The 14,301-nt window shown below is 59.6% G+C and carries 11 protein-coding genes and 1 tRNA gene; 8 read left to right on the top strand and 4 right to left on the bottom strand.

What is annotated here, in order from left to right:
• Positions 1-91: 91 nt before the first annotated feature.
• Entirely contained in the window at positions 92-1,456 is a 1,365-nt protein-coding gene (locus tag HMPREF2879_RS04320) for an SseB family protein (RefSeq protein ID WP_070634883.1), read from the top strand.
• A 216-nt stretch (positions 1,457-1,672) separates the two neighbouring features.
• Here the strand turns inward: HMPREF2879_RS04320 and HMPREF2879_RS04315 are convergent, their stop codons facing one another.
• Positions 1,673-3,163, bottom strand: coding sequence for a catalase (locus HMPREF2879_RS04315; protein ID WP_049353375.1), 1,491 nt, complete (start codon positions 3,161-3,163; stop codon positions 1,673-1,675).
• 129 nt (positions 3,164-3,292) lie between these two features.
• The gene (locus HMPREF2879_RS04310; RefSeq protein ID WP_049353374.1) at positions 3,293-3,880 is read right to left on the bottom strand and encodes a Fur family transcriptional regulator; all 588 of its coding nucleotides are present in this window, start codon (positions 3,878-3,880) and stop codon (positions 3,293-3,295) included.
• 194 nt (positions 3,881-4,074) lie between these two features.
• Between HMPREF2879_RS04310 and HMPREF2879_RS04305 the strand changes: the two genes are divergently transcribed.
• Positions 4,075-4,338, top strand: a complete 264-nt coding sequence (locus tag HMPREF2879_RS04305; protein ID WP_005504804.1) for a hypothetical protein — start codon at positions 4,075-4,077, stop codon at positions 4,336-4,338.
• 139 nt (positions 4,339-4,477) lie between these two features.
• Entirely contained in the window at positions 4,478-5,362 is an 885-nt protein-coding gene (gene htpX / locus HMPREF2879_RS04300; RefSeq protein ID WP_049341063.1) for a zinc metalloprotease HtpX, read from the top strand.
• A gap of 201 nt (positions 5,363-5,563) precedes the next feature.
• Here the strand turns inward: htpX and HMPREF2879_RS04295 are convergent, their stop codons facing one another.
• Positions 5,564-6,055 carry a YajQ family cyclic di-GMP-binding protein gene (locus tag HMPREF2879_RS04295; protein WP_049341065.1) on the bottom strand — a complete coding sequence of 164 codons (492 nt, stop codon included), beginning with the start codon at positions 6,053-6,055 and terminating at the stop codon, positions 5,564-5,566.
• 141 nt (positions 6,056-6,196) lie between these two features.
• Here HMPREF2879_RS04295 and HMPREF2879_RS04290 point away from each other — a divergent pair, with 141 nt between their 5' ends.
• The 3 genes from HMPREF2879_RS04290 to trxA all read left to right on the top strand — a co-directional run bounded on the left by HMPREF2879_RS04290 (position 6,197) and on the right by trxA (position 7,676).
• The gene (locus HMPREF2879_RS04290; RefSeq protein WP_049341066.1) at positions 6,197-6,583 is read left to right on the top strand and encodes a hypothetical protein; all 387 of its coding nucleotides are present in this window, start codon (positions 6,197-6,199) and stop codon (positions 6,581-6,583) included.
• A gap of 237 nt (positions 6,584-6,820) precedes the next feature.
• Positions 6,821-6,902 (top strand) — tRNA-Tyr (locus tag HMPREF2879_RS04285).
• Between the two features lie 396 nt (positions 6,903-7,298).
• A complete protein-coding gene (gene trxA / locus HMPREF2879_RS04280) occupies positions 7,299-7,676 on the top strand; it encodes a thioredoxin (RefSeq protein WP_012902990.1) in 378 nt (125 codons plus the stop codon).
• A gap of 96 nt (positions 7,677-7,772) precedes the next feature.
• Here trxA and HMPREF2879_RS04275 read toward each other — a convergent pair whose 3' ends face one another.
• Positions 7,773-8,936: a DNA-3-methyladenine glycosylase family protein gene (locus HMPREF2879_RS04275; protein ID WP_246822902.1), complete on the bottom strand. Its 1,164-nt coding sequence runs from the start codon at positions 8,934-8,936 to the stop codon at positions 7,773-7,775.
• Positions 8,937-9,273: 337 nt separating this feature from the next.
• Here HMPREF2879_RS04275 and HMPREF2879_RS04270 point away from each other — a divergent pair, with 337 nt between their 5' ends.
• The gene (locus HMPREF2879_RS04270) at positions 9,274-11,118 is read left to right on the top strand and encodes a DUF2079 domain-containing protein (RefSeq protein WP_070634881.1); all 1,845 of its coding nucleotides are present in this window, start codon (positions 9,274-9,276) and stop codon (positions 11,116-11,118) included.
• Between the two features lie 647 nt (positions 11,119-11,765).
• Positions 11,766-13,982, top strand: coding sequence for a DEAD/DEAH box helicase (locus tag HMPREF2879_RS04265; protein WP_070634880.1), 2,217 nt, complete (start codon positions 11,766-11,768; stop codon positions 13,980-13,982).
• Positions 13,983-14,301 lie beyond the last annotated feature (319 nt).

Here is a 14,301-nt window from a genome sequence, read left to right as displayed (position 1 = left end):
ACGGCTTCTTCCGGCACCCTGTAAGCCGACACTACGACCGAACACGGATGCCTCCAGCCGCGCCGTATTCACACTCAAGGATGTATGAACTATGACTGAACCCCGCCTTGCCGAGACGAGTAGCCGCGCCGCGCGCATCCAGGATGCGCTGAACAACATTGGAAGCTGGCTGCTGGATGTCGTTAGTGTTGACTCCGGCTGGAGCGAAATGGTGCTGGACGTCAAGCCTCTGGCAGGTCAGATTTTCGTGCGTGTGCGTGAATTCCGCGACGGCGAAGAGTTCATTGGCACCATCGGCCCGCTCAAGGACGGCTCGCCCATTATTGCTGAGGTCCGTAAGCTACAGCGCGCCGCCTACGACGGTAACCGCGGCACCTGGTTTACCGCCTCCATCGTGGTTGCGGCTACCGGCTGGCCCAACCCGCAGTTCAGCGTGGGTGCCTCCTACAACCGTGACGACGAGCCCGCTAGCTGGAAGAATGAGGGCACCCTGACCGCAACCGACGTGCGTGAGCACCTGGCTGAGTTCCCTCGCGATGCGTCGCGTATCCCGCAGTGGGCTCGTGAGCGTATGGAGGGTCGTGCCCGCCACTCCGCCGCCGCGGCACTGTCTTCGAGCGAGCATGAGATTCCGAACCCCTACTTGGTTGCTGCTCTGGAGACCTTCCGCAACGACGTGCAGGAGCGAACCCTCATTAACGTGGTTCGTACGATGCTTGGTGGAGACGTTCTACTTGATGCGACCGGCTCCCTGCTGATTCCCTCCGAGACTGACCCGATGGGCCCCGAGTCGGTACTGGCCCACCAGGTCATTCGCATGCCCGAGACCGGCATGCAGGCGCTGTGCGTGTTCTCCTCCTCCGAGCACATTGGCAAGAGCTACGTGCGCCAGGAATCCGAGGGCGACGAGCTGATTCTGCGCGAACCGGCGATGAAGGTCTTCATTGACTTCCTCAACAATGAGGCGCTGGACCTGATTGTGGTTGACCCCGGCACTGACCACGAGTGCTACATTGAGCGCGCTCAGGTGCACTGGATTGTCACTTCTCCCCGCAATGATGGCGCGAAAATGGCGCTGGTGCAGGACAACATGCAGATGCTGCTCGGCTCGCTGGTGTCCCCGGCGTCCGTGCTGCTGGTGGGCGTTGACCCTGCCGACCCGTCCGGTACCTCTTTCGTCTTTGACCCGGATGAGAACGGTAACCCGCAGAGCCTGCTGGTGTTCACTTCGCCCATTGAGATTGCGGCACTGGATCCGCATATTGAGGTGCGTTCGGCGAACGCCCTGGATATTCTGCGTTACGCCCTGGAGATTGGTGCTCCGAGCGTGAAGGTGAACGCGATTAACCCCTCCACGGTGTTGACCGCGGCGCAGATTCGCGAGCTGCTGGAGATTGTGGGTGAACAGGAAGCGGTCTTCGGCGCTTCTCCCGCTGGTGCTAGTGCATCCGCATAGTTCGTAAAACCCGTCACGTAAAATCGCCCGGAAGAAACACCCACACGGTGTTGTCTCTTTCGGGCGATTTTTGTGTTTGGAGAGGGTTGTAATCCTGCAAACGGGTTTAAAATATGGGGCCGGTGACTCCACCTTACTGAAAGTCACCGACCCCATAGTAGTAGCCAGCTGTGCGTCATGTTCTCGAATCTACAGGAGAACAGACGCTGCCGTATCTTATGAACCAGATGCGGCGGCTGCCACGGCCTCGCGAACGCGAGAACCGAGCTCAGGGTGAACGCTATCCCAGTATTGGAACGCGCGTTCACGAATCTCGTCGGAACGAACAGCGCCTACGTGACCGGAGATGTTGCTGATCAGGCGCTCGCGTTCTTCGTCGTTCATGGTTACCTCGTAGAGGGTGCGAGCCTGCGAGAAATCATCATCATCCGGGCGCAGGGTGTAGGCGGTGCGTACCAGCTCGCCATCAGACTCCCAGCTACCTTCGCCAGCGCGTTCCGCATCCGCATGCGGTCCACCCAGACTATTCGGCGCGTAGGTCGGAACGGAGGGGTCGTTGAAGTTATAACGCATCGAACCGTCATGCGAATAGTTGTTCACCGGCGCTGCGTGTGGTGCGTTCACGGGCAGCTGTGCGAAGTTGGTGCCGATGCGGTAGCGATGCGCATCCGGGTAGGAGAAGATACGACCGAGCAGCATCTTATCGGGCGAAGCCGCGATACCGGGCACAAAATTCGAGGGGGAGAAGGCTGCCTGCTCGATTTCGGCGAAGAAATTCTGCGGGTTGCGATCCAGCACCATGCGGCCCACCTTGATCAGCGGGTAATCCGAGTGCGGCCACACCTTCGTCAGATCGAAGGGGTTAATACGGTAGGTCTTCGCGTCCTCATAGGGCATGATCTGCACATAGAGCGTCCAGGCGGGGTAGTCGCCACGCTCGATAGCCTCGCGCAGGTCGCGGCGGTGGAAGTCAGCATCCTTACCCGCCATTTCATCGGCCTGAGCCTGGGTGAAGAACTCGTTGCCCTGCTCGGTCTTGAAGTGGTACTTAACCCAGAAGCGCTCGCCCGCGGCGTTAATCCACTGGTAGGTGTGAGAGCCGAAGCCGTCCATGTGGCGCAGGGTGCGGGGCAGGCCGCGGTCGCCCATCAGCCAGGTTACCTGGTGCGCCGATGCCGGATTGAGGGTCCAGAAATCCCACTGCATATCGTGATCGCGCAGACCCGAACCGGGCATACGCTTCTGCGAGTGGATGAAGTCGGGGAACTTAATGGCATCGCGAATGAAGAAGATAGGAGTGTTGTTGCCTACCAGGTCGTAGTTGCCTTCGGTGGTGTAGAATTTCACCGCGAAACCGCGTGGGTCACGCCAGGTATCGGGGGAACCGGATTCGCCCGCCACGGTTGAGAAACGAATCAGCAGCTCGGTTTTAACGCCGGGCTGAAAGAGCGCCGCACGGGTGTACTGCGAAACGTCTTCGGTGGTTTCAAAGTAGCCGTATGCGCCGGTTCCCTTCGCGTGCACCACACGCTCGGGCACACGCTCACGGTTGAACTGAGCGAGCTTTTCAACAGTGTAAGCATCGTGCAGAACGATGGGACCATCGGCGCCCACGGTGAGCGAATGATCATCTGAAGCCACCGGCGTGCCAGTGCTCGTGGTGGTGTAAGAACCGGGCTGAATGGGGTTCTGCGGGGTCTGATACATATTTGCTTCTCCTTGTGTTTTTGGTGATGCTATGTGGTTTTCGACGAGCATTCTTCCTGTTTTAGGGTGCAGCTAACGAACACTGAGGCGCTGTTTCACGCCCGGAGTAAGGTGTGGGAATGTGGTTCGTTAGTGCTGAACGCTCGCTGCGGCTTGCACCTGGCTCTTCGCCAGTTCTGCTTCTGCCTCAGTTTGACAGTCTACGCACACGCCCTGATAGAGCACGTCTGCGCTGAAGAGTGCCATGCCGTGAAAATCGCTGGGGGTCAGGCAGGGTGCGGAGCCGACCGCGCAGTCCACGTCTTCGACCTTGCCGCAACGTACGCAGAAGGCGTGGTGGTGGTTGTCGCCCGTGCGGGTTTCGTAGAGGGCGGGGGTTCCCGGCGGCTCAAACTTACGCAGCAGGTCGATGTCGGTCAGGTCGGCAAGAATCACGTAGACCGACTGAACCGTAATGGCGGGGATACGCTCGCGGACTGCCTGCACGATGGTGTCGGCGGTGGAGTGCGGGTGTTCCTGCACTGCGTGGAGTACGGCGAGGCGCTGCTTGGTGACGCGGCGGCCCCTGGCGCGCAGTCCGGTGGTCCATGCTTCTTCGAGCTGTTCGGGGCTCATTGCGGAGAGCAGGGGTAGGCCGGTGGTGTGGGCGCAACCGGTGTTGTGATGGTCTGGGCTTTGAGCCTTCTTCGTGTCGGAGGTTGTCTTTGCGTCGGTCATAGGTTTAAGTCTACACGTTATTATGAGAAATTCATCATTATTTTATGAAAAGCTCATAATAAGCCGGCAAGGCGTCCCTTTCATCCACTCTGTGGCGCCCCTCCTCGCCCCGGCCTCGGGTGTGAAGAGATGCCGTACAATCAAAGAACCTAGAGTAACCCGTACCGGCGATCACCATCAAGGAGGATAGGGTCATGGTGTACGACTTCACAAACCCCATCTACATTCTGCTGATGATTCTGCTCTTCGGTGTGCCCATCGTGACCCCGGTGATTTACGGCCAGTACCGCAGTACTACCACTGGTTTTGATCTGGAGGGTCAGCTGATGCTCGGTCTGCTCTTCATCCTTTTTCTGGGCGCGTACGGCACGATTCTGCTGCTGGGTATTTTCCCCACTGCTACGGCGCAGGTGCTGGAGCAGGTGCCCCTGGTGAATATTCCGGGCGCTATTCCCTAATCCCTTTTGAGCTTTCGGCGCATGGGTGACGCTCTGGGTGAATCCGCGTGCCATAAGGTGCGCCCGCGGGTGCTTGCACGTATTCTATAGAGTCAAGTACACGCTGTACGCACTGACCTAATTGTTCAGGAGGATACCCATGCACAGCCATAACAACGGACTGAAAACTGCCCTGTTGATGGGCTCCATGGTGGGCATGATGTTGCTCATCGGTGGCCTGCTTTCGGCGACTTTCCGCACCTCCATTTTCATCTGGGTTATGGGCCTGTTTAGCTTGGGTTCGGTCGTGTACACCTACTGGAACTCCGATAAGCTCGCCCTACGTTCCATGAATGCTTACCCGGTCAGCCGTGAAGAGGTTCCGGTACTTTACGACATAGTGGAGGAGCTGTCCTCCCGCGCGGGTCAGCCCATGCCCGCCCTCTACGTGGCACCGACTATGACCCCGAACGCGTTTGCGACCGGCCGTAACCCGCAGAATGCGGCGGTGTGTTGCACTGAGGGTATTTTGCAGTTGCTGGATGAGCGCGAGATGCGCGGCGTGCTCGGCCACGAGCTGATGCACGTGTACAACCGCGATATCCTCACCTCTTCGGTGGCGGCGGGTATCGCCTCCATCATCGGTACGATTGCGCAGATTCTTTCGTTTGGCGCGATGTTCGGTGGATCCAACCGCGATGGTGAACGTTCCAACCCCCTCGCCATGTTCGTGGTTGCTATGCTGGCTCCCATTGCTACTCAGGTCATCCAGATGGCTATTAGCCGCACCCGTGAATTTGATGCCGACGAGGACGGCGCACGTCTGACCGGCGACCCGCTGGCTCTGGCTTCGGCACTGCACAAGCTGGAGAGCGGCGTGTCCATGTACCCGATGGACCCGAACAACCGTAGCACTGAGGCGGCGAGCGCCATGATGATTGCGAATCCCTTCGGTTCGCTGAAGAGCATGCTCTCTACTCACCCGCCGATGGATCAGCGTATTGCGCGTCTGCAGCAGCAGGCTCGTGAGATGGGTCAGTACTAAGTCTTTTTGTCGCCCTCATCTCTGGGCGTGAATATGACCCGGGGTGACGATTGTGACCCGCGATGACGGGTTGGCAGACAAAAAATCCTCGGGGTGGCTACTGTGGAAGTAGCCACCCCGAGGATTTTTACGTTTCGGCTTCTAGTCCTCTATCCTCACCCATCGCTGGGCGGGGATAGAGGGTGAGAGCCTCGCCTGAGCTTAGCGGTAGTTGACGAACTGCAGGTCAATCTCAAGATCAGCGGACTTGAGCATTGCAATGACTTCCTGCAGGTCATCGCGGGACTTGGAGGAGACGCGCAGCTCGTCGCCCTGGATGTTCGCCTTTACGCCCTTGGGGCCCTCTTCGCGGATCATCTTGGAGATCTTCTTTGCCTGATCCTGCGCGATGCCTTCCTTGATGGAGCATTCGATGCGGATTTCCTTGCCGGATGCGTAGGGCTTGCCGGAGTCCAGGGACTTCAGGGAGATGCCGCGCTTGACCAGCTTGGACTGGAAAACGTCCAGCACTGCCAGTGCGCGCTCTTCGGCGTTTGCCTTGATGAGGATCTTGTCGCCGGAGTAGTCGATTTCTGCGCCAACGCCACGGAAGTCGTAACGCTGGGAGATTTCCTTCTGCGCCTGGTGCAGTGCGTTAGAAACTTCCTGCTTGTCCACCTTGGACACAATGTCGAATGAGGATTCGCTAGCCATGGGTTTTCCTTTCGTGAATGAGGTGCTACTGGCACCGGTTAGTACTAGCCTACCGGGTTGGGGCTCTTGTTCACAGCTAACTAACAGAAATACGGGCCTGTTTTACAGGCGTTACCAACCTAAAAAGAGGACAATAGAGATATGACCATTCATAACCTGTCTGCAACGGACGCACACACGAGCGAGGAAGCTCACGACCTGCAAACCCTGCTCTTCATTGACTTGCATACCTCTCTGGGCGCTGAGCCCGAAGATATTCCTGAGGCTGAGCGCCTCAGCGAGTCTGACCACCACGATATTCACCTTGACCTGCACGAGGAAGATGCTGAGCCTTCTCTCTTTGACGGTATCGGTATCACCCTGACGGAACCTTCGCTGGTGGCACGTTTCCGTGGCGTTCGCCGTGACCTGGAGCGTGAGATTGCCGGTGACATGTGCACCGTGGAGCAGGCGCGCCGCTATCTGGAGCACCTGGAGATTGTGCTTCTGCTTGAGCAGGATGGCGATACTCCTTCCCGCTCCTTCTAAAACTGCTGTAGGCGGTGGCTTTATTCGCGGCTTTATTCATAAGGTGAGAGCGTGGGCGCTGCGATAGATATGGGCGCGCGGTGAGCGTGCGCTGACGCTCTTGTGTGACGAAAAGACGATAAATACAACCAGATATATAACCTTCGTCACAAAACTCTATGTGAAGTGTACAAGTCCCTAAAACTGCTGTAGAGTAGTCTCTGTTCGCTTGAGCGAGCAACTAGCACCTAGCTAGGCGGCAGGTTACCCGAGCGGCCAAAGGGGGCTGACTGTAAATCAGCTGGCACTGCCTACGGGGGTTCGAATCCCTCACCTGCCACAAATAGCCCGGTTACGAAAGTAACCGGGCTTTTGTGTATCTAAAACCAGTTTTATAGCGGATTCCGCAGCCGCTTTCCAACCCAGCGGCTTTCCACCGCGGTGATCTTCCACAGCAACGGTCTTTCATGGTTGCGCCCGTATTTTCTTGGTGCCCGCATTGGGGGCTTTCCTCAGGATGCTGTAGGGGACGACCAAGGGGCTTTGCCCGCCGGGTCGGGCGCGTCCATCATTCGGCTACGAGGGCATTCGCCAGAGTATTCGCGACACGCCCGTGAACCGGCTGAAACAGCCGCAAAAAGTATTTACTATGACCGCAATTTGTCATATCTTTCACATGTTTGAATCCCAGAGCGAACAATTAGCGATTGGGGTCTTGAGGGTGTAGCTTTATCTCATGGCTACTAATGAAATTACTCAGCAGAACCTGACTGCTACCGTCGAGAGCAACGACATCGTCTTCCTGGACTTCTGGGCAGATTGGTGCGGTCCCTGCAAGCAGTTCTCCCCCGTCTACGAGGCGGCTTCGGAGAAGCACAGCGACATTGTTTTCGGCAAGGTCGACACCGAGGACCAGGGCCAGCTCGCTCAGGCAGCAGGCATCACCTCCATCCCCACCATCATGGGCTTCCGTGACGGTATCCTGGTTTACCAGCAGGCTGGCGCACTGCGCGAAGACCAGCTGGAGACCGTAATCGGTTCGATTCGCGAGCTCGACATGGATAAGGTCCGTGCAGAGATTGCAGCAGCAGAGGGCTCTGCAGAGAAGAAGTAAGCTCACCACCACAAAAGAGCTTGAACGGGGCGCACCCGCCGGCACAACCGGCTGGGGCGCCCCGTCCCCTTTTAACCTCGTGAGGGTGCAGGAACGTTAGCGGTCGCGGTGATCCTCAATGCACATGCGCGCCCCGTAGCGCTGCTTTGAGAAGCCCGAAGCGTGCATGAGCCGCACCAGACGTTGCCGATGCGGGCTAAAGGGCGCAAGTAGGGCGAGCATTCCCGCATCATCGGTGCGCTGACCTATGAACAGCTCACCGACCGCGTGCGCCAGATGGTAGTCGCCCACGCTGATGGCATCCGGGTGCCCGCACACACGCTGCAGAACCTCGGAAATACTCCACGGGCCCACGCCGCGCACAGTGTGCAGGCTCCGCGCCAGAAGCGCCACGTCGCCTTCTGCCGCAATGTTTTTCAGAGACTCGGCGGAACGAGCGTAAGCGTACACGGCATCGTAGCGGCTTTTATCAACGCCCGCCCGATGCCAATCCCAGGTGGGAATCGTCGCCAGGGTCCGGGCGCTTGGGTAGACGCGCATGCCTTCGGGCTGATGCCCCAACCCGGTCGATGGGGCGGGGGAGCCGTACTTTCGCAGAACCCAGCCTAAGGTTCTGAACGCTTCGGTCTGGGTGATGCGCTGCTCCACAATGGCGTTGAGCATCTGCCGGTCCAACTGCCCCGAGGCGCTGAGGCGGAGCCCCGGATTCTGCCGCCACGCCTGCTGAATACGCGGCGGAAGAGCCTCAAAAGACGACAGCGCGCCAAACTGTTCGGCGGGGTCGTGCAACCCCAGCCAGTACGTCATTTCCTGCGCCAGCGCCTGAAGATCGGCTCGCGCCTGCATCTGCTGATCAGCGGCACTATAAGAAACCCAGATACGAATACGCACCGGGCGCATCAGCAGGCGATGCAGGGAGGGGAGAGTCTCGGGAAGCGTGGCTGTCTCCGCAACTCGTTCAACGTACAGCACCGCTGGGAACTCGTGAAACGGCGTGCGAGCCGTCAACCAGATTCTCTCAGCACCATCCGCGCGGCTCAGCGCACGATACGAAAAATCCTGAGCGCCGCGACGTAGCGACCCCAACGTCTGCGCCAACTGCACCGGAACATGCGGCTCAATCACAACCTCGCACACCTCAGGAGCCAGGACACCCGGAAGGGGCGAAGCGGCGGAGGAGAGAGTACGAACCTGAACGCGCGGCTGGTGAAGAACGGTAGGCTCCTGAAGAACATCCGCAAGCGCTGGCGCATAGGGCACACCAGCTGCCGCCAAAGGATGCCGGATGCGCCGAGCACCCGCTACCGGGTGGCTGTCAAGGGCCGCACAGTTAGGGGTGACACCGCCGGGGGTTGAGGAAGGAAACGTACTCACCACACCAGTCTATGCGCCCAAACCGGGCCCTAGCATCCGGGGCAGATATTTGAGGGACAAGATACAAAAAGTGCAGGAAGGGCAGGCACACCGCTAATGCGATACCCTAAAAGGTAGAGCGAGAACGAACGCAAACTCCGCCACCGGCACGACGTAGGCAACGCGTTCCACCCGCTCTGTGGGCGCCTGTAGCCCGGACACACACCCCGAGAGAAGGACGCCTATGGCAGCGGAAGCACACGAAGCATCCTCGAATACTGACGCACCTGAACAGAAGAACAGCACCGCCACCAGCGCGGACCGTACTCAGCGCGCCAAAAAACAGCCGCGTCAGTCCCTCACCGAGCGCGTCAAAAGCATCCGCCCCCTCGAACTACTACCCGGCCTGCTGCTTGCCGCCGCCGTCATGGCGTTGTACACCTACTACTCGCTGCAACAGATGAAGCACTGGATTACCCCCTCCTGGGACCTGGCGATTTTCACCCAGATGGCGCAGGCGTACTCGCACTTCTCCGTGCCCATCGTGCCCATTAAGGGGCCCGACTTTAACCTCTGGGGTGACCACTTCCACCCGATTCTGGTGCTCCTGGGACCCGTCTACGCGCTGTTCCCTTCGCCGACCACGCTACTGGTCGTGCAGAACGCCCTGGTCGCCTTCGCAAGCTTTGCCATTGTGCGCTTCACTCAGCGTGCCTTCGCGCTCGCCCAAAAAACTGAAGATGCGCAGAAGAGTGAACCTGCGCAGACTGCTCAGTCCGCAAAACTTCAGGGCGTTATCCCGACCATCACCGGTCTGCTGCTCGGCGCCGGATTCGCCCTCAGCTTCGGCGTTCAGCAAGCTATCGCCGCCCAATTCCACGAAGTAGCCTTCGCCGTGCCGCTACTGGCCATGAGCCTCGGCTACCTGGTGCTCGCCTCGCGAGTGAGTGGCACCGAACGTGCCCGCTACCTCGCCTACGCCTGCTGGTGGGCTCTACCCATTGCCTTCGTTAAAGAAGATATGGGCATTACTGTCGCAGCCATCGGCCTCATCATCTTTATCCGCACCGGCTGGCTGAGCACCGCCGTAGACATTCTGATGCCGCGCCTCTCCGCGGGCACCCCCGCCCCCATGCGAATCCGCGTGCATCAGCTCTACTCCTCCTGGGCGCGCACCCCCGCCGTCGCCGAATCCACCATGGTCATGATTTGGGGCGTATTCTGGTCCGCCGTCGCCATCTACGTGATTCTGCCCTACTTCAATAGCGGCGGAAACTTCGACTATGCCGACAAGGTGAACTTATCTGCGGCTCTGGGCGACCCCTTCGGCTCGGCACTGCAGATGCTCAGCAACAACACCAAGCTGGCAACCCTCGGCCTGCTGCTCATTACCGGAGCAGTCCTCTGGGTGATTTCTCCGCTCGCGGCAATTGCCCTGCCGACCCTTGCCTGGCGTCTACTCTCCACCATGGAATCCTACTGGGCAAGCACCTGGCACTACTCGCTCGTGCTCATGCCCGTCGTCTTCTTCGCCCTGCTCGACGCTGTCATGCGGATACGCTACGGAGTGGTTCCCGCTGCGATTCCGGCGCGTTTGGGCGCGCGCGCAGCCGATAGCGCCTCCGCGCAGGAACCTCAGACCAATACCGAGCCCGGCCGCCTGACCGCCACGGCGCGCCGCATGCCCGTGTGGGTTCTGCCTGCCGTGGCGCTCTTTCTAGCCGCGTCCCCGATTTTCGTGCCCGGATCCCAGCAGCCCCTCGCGTCCCTGGGTAATGCGCAGTTCACCGCCTCCGCGCTGACTACGACTGACCAGATGAAGCAGGACGCCGTCCAGAAGGTACCTGAAGGGGTATCGGTCGCATCTGACCTGTCGATTCTGACCCAGCTGATTCCCGGTCGTACCGTCTACTGGATTGGACACACCGGTAAGCCAGCGCCCGACTACGTGGTCATCGACCGCATGAGCAACTCCTGGGGCGGCAACCCGCCAACCAACGCCGCACAGTATGCGGCTGACCGCTACGGCAGCTCCTACGCTAAGTATGCGACCGTCGGCACGATTGATATTGTGCGACGCGTCGACTAGCCCCTCGGCTCAGCAACTGAAAGAGCGTCCACCCCGCACGCAGCGGGGTGGGCGCTCGCGTTTAAGAGATGAGGTTTTAAGCACCTTTTTATAGCCCGGGAGGGGACCCTGCGGTACACTAGGTAGAACACGGGAACCCCCGATGAAGGTCTTGTGCGCACCCGGCACCCAAGGTGGTGCTGGAATTGTAGGTGCGCCGTACTCACCATCACCGATTGATACGCCCCATAAATTTGCGGTTTACACCGTACACGCGGGCTTCTCTTAACGATCTCTGGTCCAGCGTCTTTGCTGCGTCTGCTGTAACAGACACACCACCGCCGTAGAGCGGGAAGGCGAACCACCAGGAATACGTGACATTGCATGTGAGCATTACCCACCCTGTACACCCTGATTCACAGGAACTACTGTGCGTCGAGCGTAGAGTACGAACAAGCGTGCGGATAATGTGCCGAGAAATTCAAGACCACCCCCAGCAAAGAGCCGCTACCCGTAGCATCCGCAGAACACCTCTGCAGAATGTGCCGGTAACGGAGGACCCCTGGACGCTCTACTCCCCAGGGGATGATGTGTGGCTGGGCCGTGAAGGGGACACCCGGTAAGCGCCGAAAAGCGTGCGCTTCCACCCCTACCGTATAGAGGAAAAATTGACTGAGAATACTGCTACCCCGGCCGAACTGAACGCCGAGGCAGAGACCGTTGTGACCACTGAGAACATCGCCGAGAACATCGTTGAGAGCCCTGCTGTAGAAGCAGAAGAAACCACCGCAGAAGCTACTGCAGAAGCACCCGCCGCAGAAGAAACCACCGAAAAGGCTGAAGAAGAAGGCGTACGCTTCACCGACCTGGGCCTGGACCCCCGCGTCCTGGCAGCCCTGGAAGAGGTAGGCTACGAGAAGCCGTCCCCCATCCAGGAACAGACCATCCCCCTGCTGCTTGAGGGCCACGACGTGGTTGGTCTGGCACAGACCGGTACCGGTAAGACCGCAGCATTCGCGCTGCCGGCACTGTCCCGCATGGCTGAACTCGCCGACATCAACGGCGTCTCCCGCGACACCCAGGTTCTGGTCCTGGCACCCACCCGCGAGCTGGCTCTGCAGGTTGCAGAAGCCTTCTCCTCCTACGCAACCCACATGGAGGACTTCACCGTCCTGCCCATCTACGGTGGCTCCCCCTACGGCCCGCAGCTGGCTGGTCTGCGCCGCGGTGCGCAGGTCGTCGTCGGTACCCCCGGCCGCGTGATTGACCACCTGGAAAAGGGGTCCCTGGACCTGTCCAACCTGCAGTACCTGGTACTCGATGAAGCAGACGAAATGCTGCGCATGGGCTTCGCCGAAGACGTGGAAAAGATCCTCGAAGGCACCCCCGACAGCAAGCAGGTTGCCCTCTTCTCCGCAACCATGCCCAACTCGATCCGCAAGATTGCTCAGCAGTACCTGAACGACCCCCGCGAGGTTCGCGTCAAGGCTAAGACCACCACCAGCTCAAACATCTCCCAGCGCTACATGCAGGTCATGCACTCCCACAAGCTGGACGCAATGACCCGCGTGCTCGAGGTTGAAAACTACGACGGCATCATTGTCTTCGTGCGCACCAAGAAGGAAACCGAGGAAGTTGCCGACAAGTTGAAGGCACGCGGTTTCGCGGCAGCAGCTATTAACGGTGACATCCCCCAGCAGTTGCGTGAGCGCACCGTTGACGCCCTGCGTGATGGCCGCATCGACATCCTCGTGGCAACCGACGTGGCGGCACGTGGCCTGGACGTTGAGCGTATCTCCCTGGTCGTCAACTACGACATCCCCCACGACACCGAATCCTACGTGCACCGCATCGGCCGTACCGGCCGTGCAGGTCGTGAAGGTGCCGCAATCCTCTTCGTCACCCCGCGTGAGAAGTACATGCTGCGTCAGATCGAGAAGGCAACCCGCCAGAAGGTCGAGCCGATGCACATGCCCACCGCAGAGGCAGTGAACGAGACCCGTAAGCAGCGCTTCGCACAGCAGATTACCGAGACCATCGAGTCTGAGGACCTGAGCTTCTTCCGCGAGATTATCGAGGACTACGAGAACGAGCACGACACCACCGCTGAGGACATCGCAGCCGCACTGGCTGTTATCGCCCAGCAGGGTCGCCCGTTCTTCCTGGATGAGGAAGAGGACATCGCGCGCAACTCCCGCCCCTTCTCCGACGACGATTCGGACCGCGGCGGCCGCAAGGCTAAGCGCGCGCACAACGACGAGGGCATGGTCAACTACAAGCTGAACGTTGGCCGTTCCTCCCGCGTGACCGCAGGTGCTATCGTGGGTGCCCTGGCTAACGAGGGTGGCATTAAGGGCTCCCAGATTGGCTCCATCGACATTCGCCAGCACTTCACCATTGTTGGCCTGCCTGAGGACCTGCCCCGCGACTTCTTCGATCGCCTGCGCGACACCAAGATCGCTGGCGAGTTCATCAACATCCGCAAGGACAACGGTCCCAAGGGTGGCGGCGGTGGCCGTAGCTTCGGTGGTGGTCGTCGTGAGGGCGGCTACCGTGGCAACCGTGAGGGTGGCCGCGATTTTGGCGGTCGCGATAACCGTCGCGAGGGCGGCTACCGCGGTAACCGTGACGGTGGCCGCGACTTCGGTGGCGACCGCGACTTCAAGCGTCGTGACTTCGGTGGCAAGCGCAATGACCGCGACTTCGGTGGTCGCGACTTCGGCGGCCGTGATAACCGCCGCGATGGTGGCTACCGTGGCAACCGTGATGGCGGCCGCGACTTCGGCGGCCGCGACTTCGGCGGCCGTGATAACCGTCGCGATGGAGGCTACCGCGGTAACCGTGAGGGCGGCCGTGACTTTGGCGGCCGCGGCAAGCGCTACTAAAATTTCGGCTAAGCCTGGATTTGCGGTACGAGGGGCTTGCTGAGGCTATCGGCTAGCAGCCTTGTCATCCGCATATGATTCAAAGACCGGCAGGGGAGTGATGAGCTCTCCTGCCGGTCTTTATGTATTTGTGTGTTGATGTGTTTGCATCAGCTGTTGTGGTGATACCTGGTCAATGCTGGGCTCTCATGCGGCAGTGTGGAGAGCGGATAAGCATAAATGTGGCGTATGCCATAGCTTCTCCGCTTGCGAGCATTCGTGAAGACCTGTATAGTTTTACCTGTTGCCCCGATAGCTCAGTGGTAGAGCGCCATCTTGG

It is taken from the genome of Rothia sp. HMSC069C04 (genome assembly GCF_001812895.1).
GTDB lineage: Bacteria > Actinomycetota > Actinomycetes > Actinomycetales > Micrococcaceae > Rothia.
Note: the sequence above shows the minus strand (reverse complement) of the source record. Positions and strands in the feature narration are given on the sequence as shown.